Origin of the sequence: Pseudomonas sp. ERMR1:02, from assembly GCF_002277815.1 — a bacterium.
Taxonomy (GTDB): domain Bacteria; phylum Pseudomonadota; class Gammaproteobacteria; order Pseudomonadales; family Pseudomonadaceae; genus Aquipseudomonas.
In genome coordinates, this window is sequence record NZ_NKJI01000007.1 from 1 (window position 1) to 14,963 (window position 14,963).

The window sequence follows — 14,963 nt, forward strand, 5'->3', positions numbered from 1 at the left end:
TGGACCGAACACGCCGAACGCGTGGCGAAGCTGACCCTGGAAATCCTCAAACTCTGGCACGGCCTGCAAAAGCGCTTCAAGGGCAAGATCGACCTGGCGCAAGCCGTCGCCCTGAACGACATCAAGCAGCAGCTAAGCCATCTGGTATATCCGGGCTTTGTCCGCGAAACGCCGATGCAATGGCTCAAGGAGTTGCCGCGCTACCTCAAGGCTGTCGAACAGCGCTTCGAAAAGCTCGGCGCGCAGGTGCAGAAGGACCGGGTCTGGAGCGGCGAGTTGTCCGGCCTATGGACCCAATACCAGACCCGCGCCAGCAAGCACGCCCAGGAAGGCAAGCGCGATCCGCAACTGGAGCTGTATCGCTGGTGGCTGGAGGAGTACCGGGTTTCATTGTTCGCCCAGCAACTGGGAACCAAGGTGCCCATCTCCGACAAGCGTCTGAGCAAGCAGTGGACCCAAGTCGAGCCATAACAAGTACCCCTTAGGAGCTGGCTTGCCAGCGAAGGCGCCTTCGAGCCTTGCATCGCTCACGCAGACGCCTTCGCCGGCAAGCCGGGCTCCTACAGGAATCGCACAATGGCGCTTCATATCGCAAAAGGCGCCAAAACCCACGGTTTATGGCAAACTTCGCGCCTATAAACGCCGGCCCTGCGTTGTTGCGGGCAGGTCGGAAATAAGCGATGCCAGGTTTGCGTCCCCAGGATGGGAATAGACCCTTTATGTATTGGTACGTCGGTGCCAATGCTTTCTGCCTGAACAGATTAGAGACACGACCATGCATAACGTCGTCATCAGCGGCACCGGCCTTTTCACTCCGGCCAACAGCATCTCCAACGAAGAGCTGGTGCAGTCTTTCAATACTTATGTGGCGCAATTCAACGCCGACAACGCCGACGCCATTGCGCGCGGTGAAATTGAAGCGTTGACCGAGTCCAGTGCAGCGTTCATCGAAAAAGCCTCCGGCATCAAGAGCCGCTTTGTCATGGACAAGGACGGCATCCTCGACCCGCAACGCATGGCGCCACGCCTGCCGGAGCGCTCCAACGACGAGTGGTCGGTCCTCTGCCAGATGGCCATTGGCGCTGCTGAGCAAGCGCTGCAGCGTGCGGGCAAAACTGCAGCAGACATCGACGGCGTGATCGTCGCGTGCTCCAACCTGCAACGCGCCTACCCGGCCATTGCCATCGAAGTTCAGGAAGCGTTGGGCATCCAGGGTTTCGGTTTTGACATGAACGTGGCGTGCTCTTCGGCGACCTTCGGCATCCAGACCGCCGCCAACAGCATCCAGTTGGGCCAGGCCCGGGCAATCCTGATGGTCAATCCGGAAGTCTGCACTGGTCACCTGAACTTCCGCGACCGTGACAGCCACTTCATCTTCGGTGACGCCGCTACTGCGGTGATCATCGAGCGCGCCGACCTGGCTACTTCCAAGCATCAGTTCGACATCGTCAGCACCAAACTGCTGACCAAGTTCTCCAACAACATCCGCAACAACTTTGGCTTCCTTAACCGCGCGGCGGAAGATGGCATCGGTGCCAAGGACAAACTGTTCGTCCAGGAAGGCCGCAAGGTGTTCAAGGAAGTCTGCCCGATGGTTGCCGAGCTGATCAGTGCGCATCTGGAAGAGAACAAGCTTAACGTCAGCGACGTGAAGCGCTTCTGGCTGCACCAGGCCAACCTCAGCATGAACCACCTGATCGTCAGGAAACTGCTGGGCCGCGACGCCACCGAGCAGGAAGCGCCAGTGATCCTCGACACCTACGCCAACACCAGCTCCGCCGGCTCCGTGATTTCCTTCCACAAGAACCAGGATGACCTGCCAGCCGGTTCGCTGGCGGTACTCAGCTCGTTCGGTGCCGGTTACTCGATCGGCAGCGTTATTCTGCGCAAACGCTGAATCTGCGGTTCACCCATGACCCATGTGGGAGCGGGCTTGCTCGCGAAGTCGTCGGCACATTAGAAGAGATGTTGACTGACAGTCCACCATCGCGAGCAAGCTTTGCTCCTACGGAATTGAGGTGTTCGCGAATTGGCTGAGCGCCACCAACCTTGTAGGAGCAAGGCTTGCCCGCGATGGCGTCGGCACATTCAGTAAAGATTTTGTCTGATACACCGCTTTCGCGAGCAAGCCCGCTCCCACATTGGGGCGGTGTGTGATTCAGGTTCGCGGCAGGCGAATGACTGCGGTAAGCCCACCGCCTGGCGTTTCTTCCAGGCTCAATTGCCCGCCCATCCGTTCCGCTGCCTCACGGGCGATGGTCATGCCCAAGCCGACACCACCGGAATTGCGATTGCGCGAACCCTCCAGGCGAAAGAACGGTTCAAACACTGCTTCGCGCTGCTCCGCCGCGATGCCCGGCCCGTGGTCGATGACCCGGATCAACAGTTCTTCCCGATGATCCTCCAGAGTGATCAGCGCCTGCCCGGCATAGCGCAGGGCGTTGTCCAGCAGGTTATTGACGCAGGAACGCAACGCCATCGGCTGTACTTGCAGCGGTGCACAGTGGCCGCTGGCCTGAACATCGGCGCCCTGGTCCTGGGCGTTTTCGCTCAGGGACTCCACCAGTGCCTGCACATCCATCCACTGCGGCGCCTCGCTGGCGCGCTGTTCGTGCAAGTAAGTAAGGGTGGCGTCGAGCATGCTGATCATGTCGTCCAGATCCTGGCGCATCTGGCCCTGTAGCCTGTCATCGTCAATCTGCTCCAGCCGCAACTTGAGCCGCGACAGCGGCGTACGCAGGTCATGGGACACCGCGCCGAGCATTCGCGAGCGCTGTTTCACTTGTTCGATGATGCGTCGCTGCATTTTGTTGAAGGTGTGCGCCGCTTGCCGCGCTTCCCGTGGGCCGGATTCGTCCAGTGGCGGGCTGTCGAGGTTCTCGCTCAGGCGCTCGGCGGCATCGCTCAGGCGCTGGATGGGCCGGCTCAGTAGTTTGGCGCCGTACCAGGCGGCAATGATCAGCGAGACGAATTGAAAGGTCAGTGGCACCAGCGGCCCACCAAACCACGGCCGGGGTGGCCGGTTTTCGAAGCGTGGATCCGGTGCCGGGCGTTGGCCGTCGAAGGTTTTGGATACTTCCGGTGGTGGAGGCGGAGGTGGAGGCGGGCCGTAGTGGTGAAACCAGGCAAATGCCAGCAGATGCGCCAGGATGATCGCGATCAGCAGCACGCCAAACAGGCGGCCGAACAGCGTATCGAAGCGCCCGCGCATCAGCCGATGTCTCGAGCGTCGAACAGGTAACCCTCACCACGCACGGTTTTGATCAGCTGCGGAGCTTTCGGGTCATCACCGAGTTTCTGCCGCAGGCGTGACACCAGCAGATCGATGCTGCGATCAAAGGCTTCGATCGATCGGCCGCGAGCAGCGTCCAGCAACTGTTCGCGACTCAGGACCCGCCGTGGACGTTCGATGAACACCCACAGCAGGCGGAATTCGGCGTTGGACAGTGGAACCACCAGACCATCGGCGGCGATCAACTGGCGCAACACGCTGTTCAGCCGCCAGTTGTCGAAACGGATGTTCGCCCGTTGTTCGGTGCGATCATCGCGCACCCGGCGCAGGATGGTCTGGATGCGCGCCACCAGCTCCCGGGGTTCGAACGGCTTGGCCATGTAATCGTCGGCGCCCAGTTCCAGGCCGATGATCCGGTCGGTAGGTTCGCAGCGGGCGGTTAGCATGAGGATCGGGATATCGGACTCGGCGCGCAGCCAGCGGCACAGCGACAGACCGTCTTCGCCGGGCAGCATCAGGTCGAGCACCACCACGTCGAAATGCTCCGCTTGCATTGCCAGGCGCATCGCGGCGCCATCGGTGACGCCGCTGGCGTGGATGTTGAACCGGGCCAGGTAGTCGATCATCAATTCGCGGATCGGAACGTCATCGTCGACGATCAGGGCGCGAATGCTCCAGCGTTTGTCGTCGCCGGGCGCTTTTTGATCGTCGTTCACAGGTGCGTGGGTGTTGAGCATGCGTGCGTTCATCTGCCAGGTTGGCTGCCAACCACAAAGATAGGCCGCGAGGTTGTGGTTCCAGCATAGGCGTCCGGCCCGGAGGCGGGAAGTGCTGTTGTAAGGACGTGTTGCGGCTGGCGAGGGTAGCGGGCAAGGGTGTTGGAGGCATGTCGGGTATGTACCGAACTCGACACAATTACCGCAAAGGCTAGTCTTGCCAGAGCGTCCCCGACGATTTACCGATCATCGGGTCCCGCAGCGGCGCTGGTTCCGCTACAATGCGCGCCGATTTCGACTTGCCTGAGAGCCCGCTCATGTCCGCCTGCCAGACTCCTATCATCGTCGCCCTGGATTTCCCCACCCGTGACGCCGCACTGAAGCTGGCCGATCAGTTGGACCCGAAACTGTGCCGGGTCAAAGTCGGTAAAGAACTGTTCACCAGCTGCGCATCGGAAATCGTCGGGACCCTGCGTGACAAGGGTTTCGAAGTGTTCCTGGACCTCAAGTTCCACGACATTCCCAATACCACCGCCATGGCCGTCAAGGCTGCAGCGGAAATGGGTGTGTGGATGGTCAACGTGCATTGCTCCGGTGGCCTGCGCATGATGGCTGCGTGCCGTGAAGTGCTGGACAAACGCAGCGGACCGCAGCCGCTGCTGATCGGCGTGACCGTGCTGACCAGCATGGAGCGTGAGGATCTGGCAGGTATCGGTCTGGATATCGAACCGCAGGAACAGGTACTGCGCCTGGCTGCTCTGGCGGAAAAAGCCGGAATGGACGGCCTGGTATGCTCGGCCCTGGAAGCCCAGGCCCTGAAATCGGCGCACCCGTCGCTGCAACTGGTGACCCCGGGGATTCGTCCGGCGGGCAGCGCCCAGGACGACCAGCGCCGCATTCTGACCCCGCGCCAGGCGCTCGACGCCGGTTCCGATTATCTGGTGATCGGCCGTCCGATCAGCCAGGCGGCGGATCCGGCGCAGGCGTTGGCGGCAGTTGTGGCCGAACTCGCCTAAACGAAAACCTGTAGGAGCCGGCTTGCTGGCGAAGGCGGCGCATCAATCAACATCGATGGCGCCTGATACACCGCTTTCGCCAGCAAGCCGGCTCCTACAGGTCTGGGTTAGACCTTCAACACCAACTTGCCGAAATTCTCGCCGCTGAACAACTTCATCAGCGTCTCCGGGAACGTCTCCAGTCCTTCCACAATGTCTTCCTTGCTCTTGAGCTGTCCCTTGGCCATCCAGCCGGCCATTTCCTGCCCGGCAGTGGCGAACTGCGTGGCGTAATCCATGACCACAAAACCTTCCATGCGCGCGCGGTTGACCAGCAGCGACAAATAATTGGCCGGGCCTTTGACCGCTTCCTTGTTGTTGTACTGACTGATGGCGCCGCAGATGACTACTCGTGCCTTCATGTTCAGGCGGCTCAGCACTGCATCGAGAATGTCGCCGCCGACGTTATCGAAATACACATCGACGCCTTTCGGGCATTCGCGCTTGAGACCGGCGATGACGTCTTCGTTCTTGTAATCAATGACGCCGTCAAAACCCAGCTCATCGATCAGGAACTTGCATTTGTCCGCGCCGCCAGCGATGCCGACCACCCGGCATCCTTTGATTTTGGCGATCTGCCCGGCAATGCTGCCCACTGCACCGGCAGCCCCCGACAACACCACGGTCTCACCGGCCTTGGGTGCGCCGACGTCGAGCAGGGCGAAGTAAGCGGTCATTCCGGTCATGCCTAGCGCGGACAAGTACCGCGGCAGCGGTGCCAGTTTCGGATCTACCTTGTAGAAGCCTCGCGGCTCACCCAGGAAATAATCCTGTACACCCAGTGCCCCGTTGACGTAGTCCCCGACCGTGAATCCGGGGTTGTTCGAAGCCACGACTTTTCCTACACCCAAGGCCCGCATCACTTCACCAAGACCAACCGGGGGAATGTAGGACTTGCCCTCGTTCATCCAGCCACGCATGGCCGGGTCCAGGGACAGATATTCGTTTTTGACCAGGATCTGACCCGCAGCCGGCTCGCCGACCGGTACTTCTTGATAGGTGAATGTCTCGCGGGTAGCCGCGCCGACTGGACGTTTGGCGAGCAGGAACTGGCGATTGGTCTGGGTAGTCATGACAGGCACTCAAGATGAATGAAGCCTTGTGGATAGACCTTCGTAGGCGATGCCGCAAGTTTGGCTGATGCGGCGAATGCAGGTTGATCCAGTGCAGTGATAGTTGGTACGACAGTTCCATCACTGCGACTCATGGGCGTCCAACCGGCCTTCTAATAGTGCTGCCGCGTCGCGGGAAGCTGTGGCTAGACTGGGAAAAACGCGGTTCCCCGCAAACTTCTCTTCGAGGACATAACAATGAGCATGACGTTTTCTGGCCAGGTCGCGGTAGTGACGGGCGCCGCCAATGGTATTGGTCGCGCGACTGCCCAGGCGTTCGCCGCCGAAGGCTTGAAGGTGGTAGTGGCTGACATGGACACGGCAGGCGGAGAGGGGACGGTAGCGCTGATTCGTACGGCCGGCGGCGAAGCGACCTTCGTGCGCTGTAACGTCACCGTGGAAAACGATGTAAAAAATCTGATGGACGAGGTGGTCAAAACTTACGGCCGCCTCGACTATGCCTTCAACAATGCCGGCATCGAGATCGAGAAGGGCAAACTGGCCGAAGGCACCGTCGACGAGTTCGATGCGATCATGGGCGTCAACGTCAAAGGTGTCTGGTTGTGCATGAAATACCAGTTGCCGTTGCTGTTGGCCCAGGGGGGCGGCGCAATCGTCAACACCGCTTCGGTGGCCGGTCTCGGCGCAGCGCCGAAGATGAGCATCTACGCCGCCTCCAAGCACGCGGTGATCGGCCTGACCAAGTCGGCGGCCATCGAATACGCCAAGAAAAAAATCCGCGTCAATGCGGTATGCCCGGCAGTGATCGACACCGATATGTTCCGTCGCGCCTATGAAGCCGACCCGAAGAAAGGCGAGTTCGCCAATGCCATGCACCCGGTGGGCCGCATCGGCAAGGTCGAGGAAATCGCCAGCGCGGTGCTGTACTTGTGCAGTGACGGCGCAGCTTTCACTACCGGGCATTCTTTGGCAGTGGATGGTGGTGTCACTGCGTTCTGAAACAACACTCTGATATGTAGAAAAAACCGAACCTGTGGGAGCGGGCTTGCTCGCGAAGAGGGAGTGTCAGTCAACATCAATGTTGCCTGATACACCGCATTCGCGAGCAAGCCCGCTCCCACAGGTTTTTCGTTGCCCCTGAGGTTTTCCTTTCGGTTTTTTCATGGTCCATGAAGTCGCCAGGCAGTATGTTTCAAATGGTTAAAACCGGAGATTCTAGCGGCGTTGTCGCACATCCCGGCAAGCGCTCCTGTGATTAACTGTTTCCCGCAAAACCAAACAGGAGTTTGCTTGCTCATGGAGTTGAGAATCGATCGACAGGCCTTGGTGCCGGTCGTACAGCAAATCGTCGATGCGCTGGCCTGCGGGATCCGTCGCAATGAGGTGGCGCCTGGTGCGCGTCTGCCTTCGGTGCGGAAAATTGCAAGAGTCAATTTACTCAATCAGTCCTGTGTCGTCGAAGCCTGTGAGCGCCTGGTCGCACAAGGGATGCTGGAGTCGCGCCATGGCGCCGGTTACATCGTGGCTGCCCCGGCTCCGGGCGCTATGGGACATCAGGACGCTGTGTGGTTTGAAGACGCTGAAATCGGTCAGGGCCCTTCCTTATGTGAATTGCAGTTGGGTTTTGGCAGCCTTCCCGAAAGCTGGCGCGAATCGGACGATCTGGCTTACGCGATTCGAGAGATCAGTCGTACCGACATGGCCGGCTTGTTTAACTACAGTTCGCCATTGGGCCTGCCCGCCTTGCGCCAGCAGATTCTGAAGTGCCTGAAACAGCTGGACATCAACGTCGATGGCAGTCGAATCATGACAACTGCGGGGGCGAGTCAGGGCCTGGACCTGATCGTGCGGACGTTGCTCAGGGTGGGAGACTGCGTGGTGGTGGAAAGCCCTGGCTATCCCGTGTTGTTCGATCTGCTCAGGCTTCACGGCGTCAGTATGCTTGAAGTCCCGCGAACCCCGAGCGGGCCGGACATCGCAGCGCTGGAAGCGTTGTTGCTGAGATACCAGCCTCGCGCACTGTTCATCAATAGTTTTCATCACAATCCGACCGGCTCCAGCCTGGCGCCCGAAGTGGCGCAGCGGGTGCTGCAACTGACGAAAGAACAAGGCGTGCTGGTCATTGAAGACGATGTCTATGCGGACCTGCACAGCGGTCCCGGCAAGCGCCTCGCTGCACTGGATGACAGGGTGATCTACGTTGGCAGCTACTCCAAAACCCTCAGCAGTTCATTACGAGTCGGCTTTGTGGTGGCCTGTACCGAGGTGATTGCGCGATTGGCCGAGGTCAAGATGATCAGCAGCATGGGCGCATCAAGATTTTGCGAGTCGGTGTTGGCTCGCCTGTTGGCCAATGGCGCCTATCGCAAATTGGTGCAACGTCAGAGACAGCGCTTGAATAGCGACCGGCAAACGGCATTGCAGCTGCTGGAAGACGCCGATTGGGAGGTTTTCGGCAAGCCGGCGGGAGGTTTGTTTATCTGGGCACGATCGCGGATGCCGGACTACGCTCAGGTGCGAACGCAGGCCCGGCGTTTCGGGGTTTTGCTTTCCCCTACGACAACCTTCAGTGCAGCCGGCGTGGCTAATGACTGGCAGCGCATCAATGTGGCCTGTGCTTGTGATCCGCGAGCGCGGGCATTTTTTCAGGCTACCGCTGCGGATCGACCTCAAGCGTTCTGAAAACGACGTTGGCGTAGCTTTTTGCCATTATTCCGACGCCAGAGACTTGTGTTGCCACAGGCCCGTTGCGAATCTGCGTCTACAGATTATGGCGGGGATTAAGTGCAATGATTTCGGCCGTGCAAGGACGTTTTGCCAACCTCGGTATGGCAAAAAAAATGGGTGTCGGGTTTGTGCTGGTGCTTTTATTGACCGCCCTGGTAGCGGCCATCGGTGTCTGGTCCCTACAAACCATTAGCCATCGCTTTGACGGGCTCAAGCAGATGTCATCGCTCAACAGCGGTTTGCTGAAGGTGCGTTTGCTGGAGCAGGAATATGCCCTGCATGGCAATCCGAAAACAGCCGATGCCCTGCACGAAGGCGTTGATGGCTTGGTGGCCCTGGCGAATCAGCTCAAGGCTGCTTCTGCGGCCAATGTGCCGGTGATGACTGATGTCGCGCAGTCCCTCGGCGCTTATCGAAAGGCTTTCGATGAGTTTGTCTCGCTCAGCCAGGCCAAGGATCTGGCGCTGGAAATGGCCAGTTGGTCGGTGTCCAGCGTGGCCAACAACCTCGACGTGCTGCAAGCCGGGCTCGCCGATGACGGTGCCTACACCCTGAAGGACTCCGAAGGCAAGGACGGTGCGCAGTTTATCGAGCAGGCCAATCAGGTCAGCCAGGTTTCCCGGTTGATGCTGCAAGCCATGAACGAAGCGCGCGTGCGTCTCGACCAGAGCCGCAAGGGCGACGACAGTGCGGGTCAAGGCAAGATCGAACAGGCCAGTCAGGCACTGACCCAGGCCGAACAGCTGAAAAACACGGTAAAGGATGAGGGTTACCAGACTGTCCTCAATGAGGTGATCGGTCATATCGCCAGTTTCAGCGACAAACTTGCCGAGTACACCGGTCTGCTGGAGCAGGAGAAAACCGTCTATCAGCAACTGCATCAACGCGCCGCCCAGGTGATGGAGCGGGTGGACCAGGCCTATGTCGCCGAAGATCAGTCGATGCAGACAGAGCTGAAAAAGAACTCGTTGCTGATCATCGGCTCTTCCGCACTGGCATTGCTGGTTGGATTAATTGCAGCCTGGGTAATTACCCGGTTGATCGTGGGGCCGTTGCGCAGTGTGATTCGGGTGGCGCAGCAAATTGCCTCGGGGGATCTGAGCGGGACGGTCGAAGTGACCCGCCGGGACGAGATCGGCCAATTGATGCAGGCCATGCAGCAAATGGGCGCGGGACTGAGTCATATCGTCAGCGGTTTGCAGGCAGGCATCGAGCAACTGGCCACTTCAGCGCAATCGCTGTCTGCGGTGACTGAACAGACCAATCTTGAAGTCAGCAGCCAGAAGGAAGAAACCGAGCAGGTCGCCACGGCGATGAACCAGATGACCGCTACCGTGCACGATGTCGCGCGTAACGCCGAGGAGGCCGCCGTGGCGGCGCAAACGGCGGATGGCAAGGTTGAAAGTGGTCAACAAGTGGTGCGCCAGAGTATGGAGCGGATCGAGCAACTGGCTGATTCGGCTACTTCAGCCAGTTCGAGCATCGAGAGCCTGAGCGCGGAAATCCAGAACATCGGCACGGTGCTCAGTGTGATCAAGAGTGTTGCCGAACAGACCAACCTGCTGGCGCTCAACGCGGCCATCGAGGCAGCACGCGCCGGCGAGCAGGGCAGGGGTTTTGCGGTGGTGGCCGATGAAGTGCGCGCACTGGCCAAGCGGACCCAGCAATCGACCGAGGAAATCGAGCGATTGGTCAGCGCCTTGCGCTCGGCGGCGCAGACGTCGGTGCAGCAGATTCAGAGCAGTGGCGAACTGGTGAAGCTGGCGGTCAGTGATGCACTGCAGACCGAGAGTGCGCTGGGGAGTATTGCGGCGGCGGTGTCGTTGATTCAGCAGATGAACCAGCAGATCGCTGCTGCTGCCGAGGAGCAAAGCTCGGTGGCCGAGGAGATCAATCGCAGCGTCACGAGTATTCGTGCCAGTGCGGATCAGTCTTCGCTGGCGATGCAGGGGAATGCGGCGTCGAGTATCGAGCTGGCGCAGTTGGGTGTTGAGTTGAAAGGGATGGTGGGGCATTTCAGGCTTTGATAGCTACATCGCTGGACCCCGTAGGAGCGAGCTTGCTCGCGAAAAAACGTCAGACAACATGATCGTTCAGAAAGTGCGCGTTATCGTCCACGTCCATCGCGAGCAAGCTCGCTCCTACATTGATTGATCAGTCGTAAATCACTTTCTTCTTCCAGTCCGCGTCCGCCTCGACGTCCTTGAGGCCTTCAGTCAACTGGTTCACTTCGCCTTCTACCGGGGCAATGCGATCCATGACTTGCGCATTGGCGCGGGCCAGGAGTTTTTCCAGATACTCCAGCTGTTCGGCGTAGATCTGCGGTTCCTGCTGTTTGCGCAGGTATTGCACGCCGCGCTCGAACGCCAGGCGCGCCTGGCCGGGCTGGTTCTGTTGCAGGGAATGCTGGCCCAGGTTGTTGAAGAACTCGATGTGTAGCAGCACCAGAATGTGGCGCACTTCGCGGATCCAACGCTTGGCTTCGTTGGGAGGCAGGAAGCCGTCTTGTGCGGCGCGGGTGATTTGGCCATGCAGGGCTTCAAGCAGGAAGCGTACGTCCTTGGCCTTGGCTTCGGTCTGGATCGGTGCCCGCGGGTTGTTGACCGGGATCGATTCGCCCTGGGCAACCAGGATTTCAAGCTCGCCGATCCGCGCCTTGAGGTTGGCGCTGGTTTTTTCCAGATTCAGCAGGCGTTGGCAGACATTCAATTCCAGGCGGGCCAGCAGTAGCTTGAGCGCCGGTCTCATCAACTGCCCAGGGAAAGTTTCGGTGATCTCACCGCAACGACGCAGGCGATCGTTGAGTTCAACCTTGGTACGGGCCCTTTCCAGCTTATTGTTCTCCACCACATGGTTGATGTAGCCAATGGCGATCAATAGTGCGATCCCGGCTACGACGAGCAGAGTGATCATTAGTGGTGTCACCGGTAAGACCTCTTCTATAGGGTTCGCGTGCGAGTGTATTGGCTCGGCATATATGCGCCTGGCGCCGCTCGACGAGGTGGATCAATGTGGCTCAACCTGTATCGGCCGCAGACATGCTTATTAAATGCTGGCACTCATGGAGCAAATTGCCATCACTCATGCCGTGGACTATAACGCCTTGGCGAGTGTCAGAATATAGGCGCCAAACACCGGACGGCGGAAAATCCGGATTGGTGCCGCAAAGCAGGGCCAAGTCATTGATTTAAAAATATTTATAACAGGGGGTTGACGACTTCTCAAACCATCCATAGAATGCGCGCCACTTGCAGCGTAAAGCACACAGCGAAACGAAGCAGGGAGTGAATGTTGTAGTGTGTCCCCTTCGTCTAGTGGCCTAGGACACCGCCCTTTCACGGCGGTAACAGGGGTTCGAGTCCCCTAGGGGACGCCAATGCGGGAATAGCTCAGTTGGTAGAGCACGACCTTGCCAAGGTCGGGGTCGCGAGTTCGAGTCTCGTTTCCCGCTCCATTTTTAAACAGCGTTGCTTTCGGGCAGGGCTGAGTGAAACCAGAACCGGTATCTTCGGATGCGGATTTGGGCACTGAAATACACACCATGTGTTTCAGTTAGCGTGTCCCCTTCGTCTAGTGGCCTAGGACACCGCCCTTTCACGGCGGTAACAGGGGTTCGAGTCCCCTAGGGGACGCCATTTGCGGGAATAGCTCAGTTGGTAGAGCACGACCTTGCCAAGGTCGGGGTCGCGAGTTCGAGTCTCGTTTCCCGCTCCATATTTAACAAAAACGCCGCTCATTGAGCGGCGTTTTTGTTTGCGTGTGATTTGTACCCGAAGTAGAAAAATGGCCCGCCAGTCTGACTGAGCGGGCCTTTTTGCATGGTCGTTTTATATCGACAGAATCAACCGCCCCGCAAACAGGATAAGAATCACACCCATGGTGCGTTCGAACCAGTGCCCCATGCGCAAGAACAGCAATCGCACCCTGTCGCTTGAAAAGAAAAGGGCAACGATCACAAACCACAGAGCATTCACACAGCACATCCACACTCCGTACAACGCCTGAATTTCCAGCGGTGTGGTGGCACTGATGAGGGTGGTGAAAATCGCCAGGAAGAACAGGGTGGCCTTGGGGTTGGTGGCGTTGGTGAGAAAGCCGGTAGTGAACGCCTTCAGAAGTGTTTGCTCAGTGGCAGGTTCGTCGGTAGCGCTATCGCCCTCTAATACTGATTTTGGTTGGCTTCGCAACAAGCTCACCCCCAAATAAAGAATGTAGGCGCCGCCCACGACCTTGGCCACCGTCAACAGCCAAGGCGTTGTGTGCATCAACGCACCGATGCCAAGCAGGGTATACAGCACATGCACGGAAATGCCGGCACCGATGCCCAGTGCCGTGCAGATGCCCACCCACCGGCCAAACCGCACACTCTGGCGGATCGTTACGGCGAAGTCCGGCCCGGGGGCGACCACGGCCAGGAAATGGATGGTCGCCAGCGCCAGAAACTCGCCCAGGTAATTCGAAAACTGCATCTCAACTCCATAAGGTAAGGGTGACGCGGCCCATCGGCGTAGGGCGATGCCGGTAATGGCATTGCCCAAAGTCTCATTCCACGTGTCATGTTGCTTACTCGTATGAATGTTTCCGTTTTGTATTATATGAAGCGTGGAATTACGTGATAATCCGGTCAAACTTCAAAGGACTGTTGCGTCGTGAGCATAAATCTTCCTCTGCCGCTGCTGGGCGAAATGGCAATATTCGTCAAGGTTGTCGAGACCGGCAGCTTCTCTGAAGCAGCTCGCCAATTGGGCTCCTCACCCTCGGCGGTCAGTCGTAGCATTTCGCGACTGGAGAAGGCTCTCGCCATGCGCCTTCTTCAACGAACAACGCGCAAATTGCGCTTGAGCGACGGTGGCGAGGAAGTGTTCAAGTGGTGTCAGGACATGGTCAGTGCTGCCCGGTCGGTGATGGAAATCAGCGGTCAGTTCACCCATGAGGCTGAAGGATTGGTGCGTGTGAGTGTGCCCAAGGCCGTGGGGCGGTTCGTGATTCACCCGCACATGCCGGAGTTCCTGCGCCGCTATCCCAAAGTGGATGTGGAGTTGTTGCTCGAGGATCGTCAGGTGGATCTGATCGACGACCATGTCGACCTGGCGATTCGTATTACCGATCGGCCTCCGGTCGGGCTGGTAGGGCGGCAATTGCTGACCATTGACCATATGCTCTGTGCCACACCGCAATACCTGGCCGAACACGGCACGCCAACCCACCCCCATGATCTGCTGAACCATAGTTGTATTTATCTGGGGGAAACCCCGAGCGATGCGCGCTGGAAATTCAAGAAAGGCACCAAGGCCGTGACGGTGGGCGTGCGCGGACGCTATGCCGCCAATCACACCGGTGTTCGTTTGGGCGCGGTGTTACAGCACATCGGCATTGGCAGCCTGCCGTATTTCACTGCGCGGCATGCGCTGGAGCAGGGGCTGATTGTGCAGGTGCTGCCGGACTGGACCTTCCTGGCGTCCTACCACGGTGGTGCCTGGCTGCTTCATTCGCCGACCCGCTACCTGCCGCCGAAGTTGCGGGTGTTCATCGATTATCTGGTGGAGTGTCTGGATAAGGAGCCGACGCTTAGTAAGCCGGGTAGGTCGAGTGAGTTGGTGGAGTATGAGTTTCTAGAGAGGGATGGGTTGTTTTGACCGGCCCCTTCGCGGGCAAGCCCTGACCATAAAAAAGGCCCGCATGGATAACCATGCGGGCCTTTTGTATTTCTGATCGCGAATCAGTGCTTACTGTCCTGGTTCGACAACGCCAGCAACTGTTTTTCCTGATTCCAGTCGAACGGTTCATCATTCTGTTCGGCTTCGAAGCGACGTTCTTCCAGCGCCTGGTACAGGTCGATTTCATCATCGGGCATGTAATGCAGGCAGTCACCAGCGAAGTACCACAGCAAGTCGCGCGATACCAGGTGAGCGATTTGCGGATAGCGGGTGATCACCTGGCACAGAATGTCCTGGCCCAGATACTGGCTTTCGATCGGGTCGACCGGCAGCAGTGCAAGCAGTTCGTCAAAGCGCTCCAGGAACAAGGCATGGCTTTCGTCGGGAACCTGCTCGGCCTCACCCACGGCGACCAGGATGCTACGCAAGTGGTCGAGCAAAACGAGATGATCGGCAACGATGTTGGACACGAGATAAGTCCTCAAGAGCAAAACGGGCGCGAG

At 58.7% G+C, this 14,963-nt stretch carries 13 protein-coding genes, 4 tRNA genes and 1 pseudogene; 12 read left to right on the forward strand and 6 right to left on the reverse strand.

Translation table 11 applies throughout. The features are described 5' to 3' along the window. On the forward strand, nt 1–471 hold a 471-nt coding region (locus CES87_RS14660; RefSeq protein ID WP_128606669.1), incomplete at its 5' end, for a DUF3418 domain-containing protein. Nucleotides 472–775: 304 nt separating this feature from the next. Further along, complete coding sequence (locus CES87_RS14665; protein WP_128606670.1) at nt 776–1,897, forward strand: beta-ketoacyl-ACP synthase III; 1,122 nt, start codon at nt 776–778, stop codon at nt 1,895–1,897. 261 nt (nt 1,898–2,158) lie between these two features. Here the strand turns inward: CES87_RS14665 and CES87_RS14670 are convergent, their stop codons facing one another. Continuing rightward, nucleotides 2,159–3,211: a HAMP domain-containing sensor histidine kinase gene (locus tag CES87_RS14670; protein WP_128606671.1), complete on the reverse strand. Its 1,053-nt coding sequence runs from the start codon at nt 3,209–3,211 to the stop codon at nt 2,159–2,161. After that, entirely contained in the window at nt 3,211–3,969 is a 759-nt protein-coding gene (locus CES87_RS14675) for a response regulator (protein WP_128606672.1), read from the reverse strand. Before CES87_RS14675 ends, CES87_RS14670 begins: the two co-directional genes overlap by 1 nt. A 296-nt stretch (nt 3,970–4,265) precedes the next feature. Between CES87_RS14675 and pyrF the strand changes: the two genes are divergently transcribed. After that, a complete protein-coding gene (gene pyrF, locus CES87_RS14680; RefSeq protein WP_178081425.1) occupies nt 4,266–4,964 on the forward strand; it encodes an orotidine-5'-phosphate decarboxylase in 699 nt (232 codons plus the stop codon). A gap of 107 nt (nt 4,965–5,071) precedes the next feature. Here pyrF and CES87_RS14685 read toward each other — a convergent pair whose 3' ends face one another. Then, entirely contained in the window at nt 5,072–6,076 is a 1,005-nt protein-coding gene (locus CES87_RS14685; RefSeq protein ID WP_128606674.1) for an NADP-dependent oxidoreductase, read from the reverse strand. A gap of 237 nt (nt 6,077–6,313) precedes the next feature. On the opposite strand from CES87_RS14685, the gene CES87_RS14690 reads away from it, so the two are divergent. From CES87_RS14690 to CES87_RS34310, 4 genes and pseudogenes are all read left to right on the forward strand, one after another. Next, nucleotides 6,314–7,075 carry an SDR family oxidoreductase gene (locus tag CES87_RS14690; protein WP_128606675.1) on the forward strand — a complete coding sequence of 254 codons (762 nt, stop codon included), beginning with the start codon at nt 6,314–6,316 and terminating at the stop codon, nt 7,073–7,075. Nucleotides 7,076–7,372: 297 nt separating this feature from the next. Then, complete coding sequence (locus CES87_RS14700) at nt 7,373–8,758, forward strand: PLP-dependent aminotransferase family protein (RefSeq protein ID WP_128606676.1); 1,386 nt, start codon at nt 7,373–7,375, stop codon at nt 8,756–8,758. Between the two features lie 986 nt (nt 8,759–9,744). Beyond that, nucleotides 9,745–9,969 (forward strand): annotated as a pseudogene (locus tag CES87_RS34305) (HAMP domain-containing protein); the annotation flags it as partial. Next, nucleotides 9,967–10,830, forward strand: coding sequence for a methyl-accepting chemotaxis protein (locus tag CES87_RS34310; protein WP_371858215.1), 864 nt, complete (start codon nt 9,967–9,969; stop codon nt 10,828–10,830). The pseudogene CES87_RS34305 and the gene CES87_RS34310, both read left to right, overlap by 3 nt. Nucleotides 10,831–10,957: 127 nt before the next feature. Here the strand turns inward: CES87_RS34310 and CES87_RS14710 are convergent, their stop codons facing one another. After that, nucleotides 10,958–11,716 (reverse strand): hypothetical protein, encoded by a 759-nt coding sequence (locus CES87_RS14710; protein WP_178081426.1) that lies wholly within the window; start codon nt 11,714–11,716, stop codon nt 10,958–10,960. Nucleotides 11,717–12,103: 387 nt separating this feature from the next. Between CES87_RS14710 and CES87_RS14715 the strand changes: the two genes are divergently transcribed. From CES87_RS14715 to CES87_RS14730, 4 genes are all read left to right on the forward strand, one after another. Then, nucleotides 12,104–12,179 (forward strand) — tRNA-Glu (locus CES87_RS14715). Nucleotides 12,180–12,181: 2 nt separating this feature from the next. Beyond that, nucleotides 12,182–12,257: transfer RNA gene (locus CES87_RS14720), tRNA-Gly, on the forward strand. Nucleotides 12,258–12,362: 105 nt separating this feature from the next. Next, nucleotides 12,363–12,438, forward strand: a tRNA-Glu gene (locus CES87_RS14725). 3 nt (nt 12,439–12,441) lie between these two features. Further along, a tRNA-Gly gene (locus tag CES87_RS14730) sits at nt 12,442–12,517 on the forward strand. A gap of 113 nt (nt 12,518–12,630) precedes the next feature. Here the strand turns inward: CES87_RS14730 and CES87_RS14735 are convergent. Further along, nucleotides 12,631–13,272, reverse strand: a complete 642-nt coding sequence (locus CES87_RS14735; protein WP_128606679.1) for a LysE family translocator — start codon at nt 13,270–13,272, stop codon at nt 12,631–12,633. Between the two features lie 180 nt (nt 13,273–13,452). On the opposite strand from CES87_RS14735, the gene CES87_RS14740 reads away from it, so the two are divergent. Beyond that, a complete protein-coding gene (locus CES87_RS14740) occupies nt 13,453–14,439 on the forward strand; it encodes a LysR family transcriptional regulator (protein ID WP_128606680.1) in 987 nt (328 codons plus the stop codon). Nucleotides 14,440–14,522: 83 nt separating this feature from the next. Here CES87_RS14740 and CES87_RS14745 read toward each other — a convergent pair whose 3' ends face one another. Continuing rightward, on the reverse strand, nt 14,523–14,930 hold the full coding sequence (locus CES87_RS14745; RefSeq protein WP_128606681.1) for a PA2817 family protein: 408 nt from the start codon (nt 14,928–14,930) through the stop codon (nt 14,523–14,525). Between the last annotated feature and the right edge of the window lie 33 nt (nt 14,931–14,963).

What these genes read in the sequence shown, in the direction of transcription:
- CES87_RS14685 (WP_128606674.1), bottom strand. Translation starts at nt 6,076, where the DNA reads ATGACTACCCAGACCAATCGCCAGTTCCTGCTCGCCAAACGTCCAGTC.
- CES87_RS14700 (WP_128606676.1), top strand. Translation starts at nt 7,373, where the DNA reads ATGGAGTTGAGAATCGATCGACAGGCCTTGGTGCCGGTCGTACAGCAA.
- CES87_RS14675 (WP_128606672.1), bottom strand. Translation starts at nt 3,969, where the DNA reads ATGCTCAACACCCACGCACCTGTGAACGACGATCAAAAAGCGCCCGGC.
- CES87_RS14670 (WP_128606671.1), bottom strand. Translation starts at nt 3,211, where the DNA reads ATGCGCGGGCGCTTCGATACGCTGTTCGGCCGCCTGTTTGGCGTGCTG.
- pyrF (WP_178081425.1), top strand. Translation starts at nt 4,266, where the DNA reads ATGTCCGCCTGCCAGACTCCTATCATCGTCGCCCTGGATTTCCCCACC.
- CES87_RS14735 (WP_128606679.1), bottom strand. Translation starts at nt 13,272, where the DNA reads ATGCAGTTTTCGAATTACCTGGGCGAGTTTCTGGCGCTGGCGACCATC.
- CES87_RS14690 (WP_128606675.1), top strand. Translation starts at nt 6,314, where the DNA reads ATGAGCATGACGTTTTCTGGCCAGGTCGCGGTAGTGACGGGCGCCGCC.
- CES87_RS34310 (WP_371858215.1), top strand. Translation starts at nt 9,967, where the DNA reads ATGGGCGCGGGACTGAGTCATATCGTCAGCGGTTTGCAGGCAGGCATC.
- CES87_RS14710 (WP_178081426.1), bottom strand. Translation starts at nt 11,716, where the DNA reads ATGATCACTCTGCTCGTCGTAGCCGGGATCGCACTATTGATCGCCATT.
- CES87_RS14665 (WP_128606670.1), top strand. Translation starts at nt 776, where the DNA reads ATGCATAACGTCGTCATCAGCGGCACCGGCCTTTTCACTCCGGCCAAC.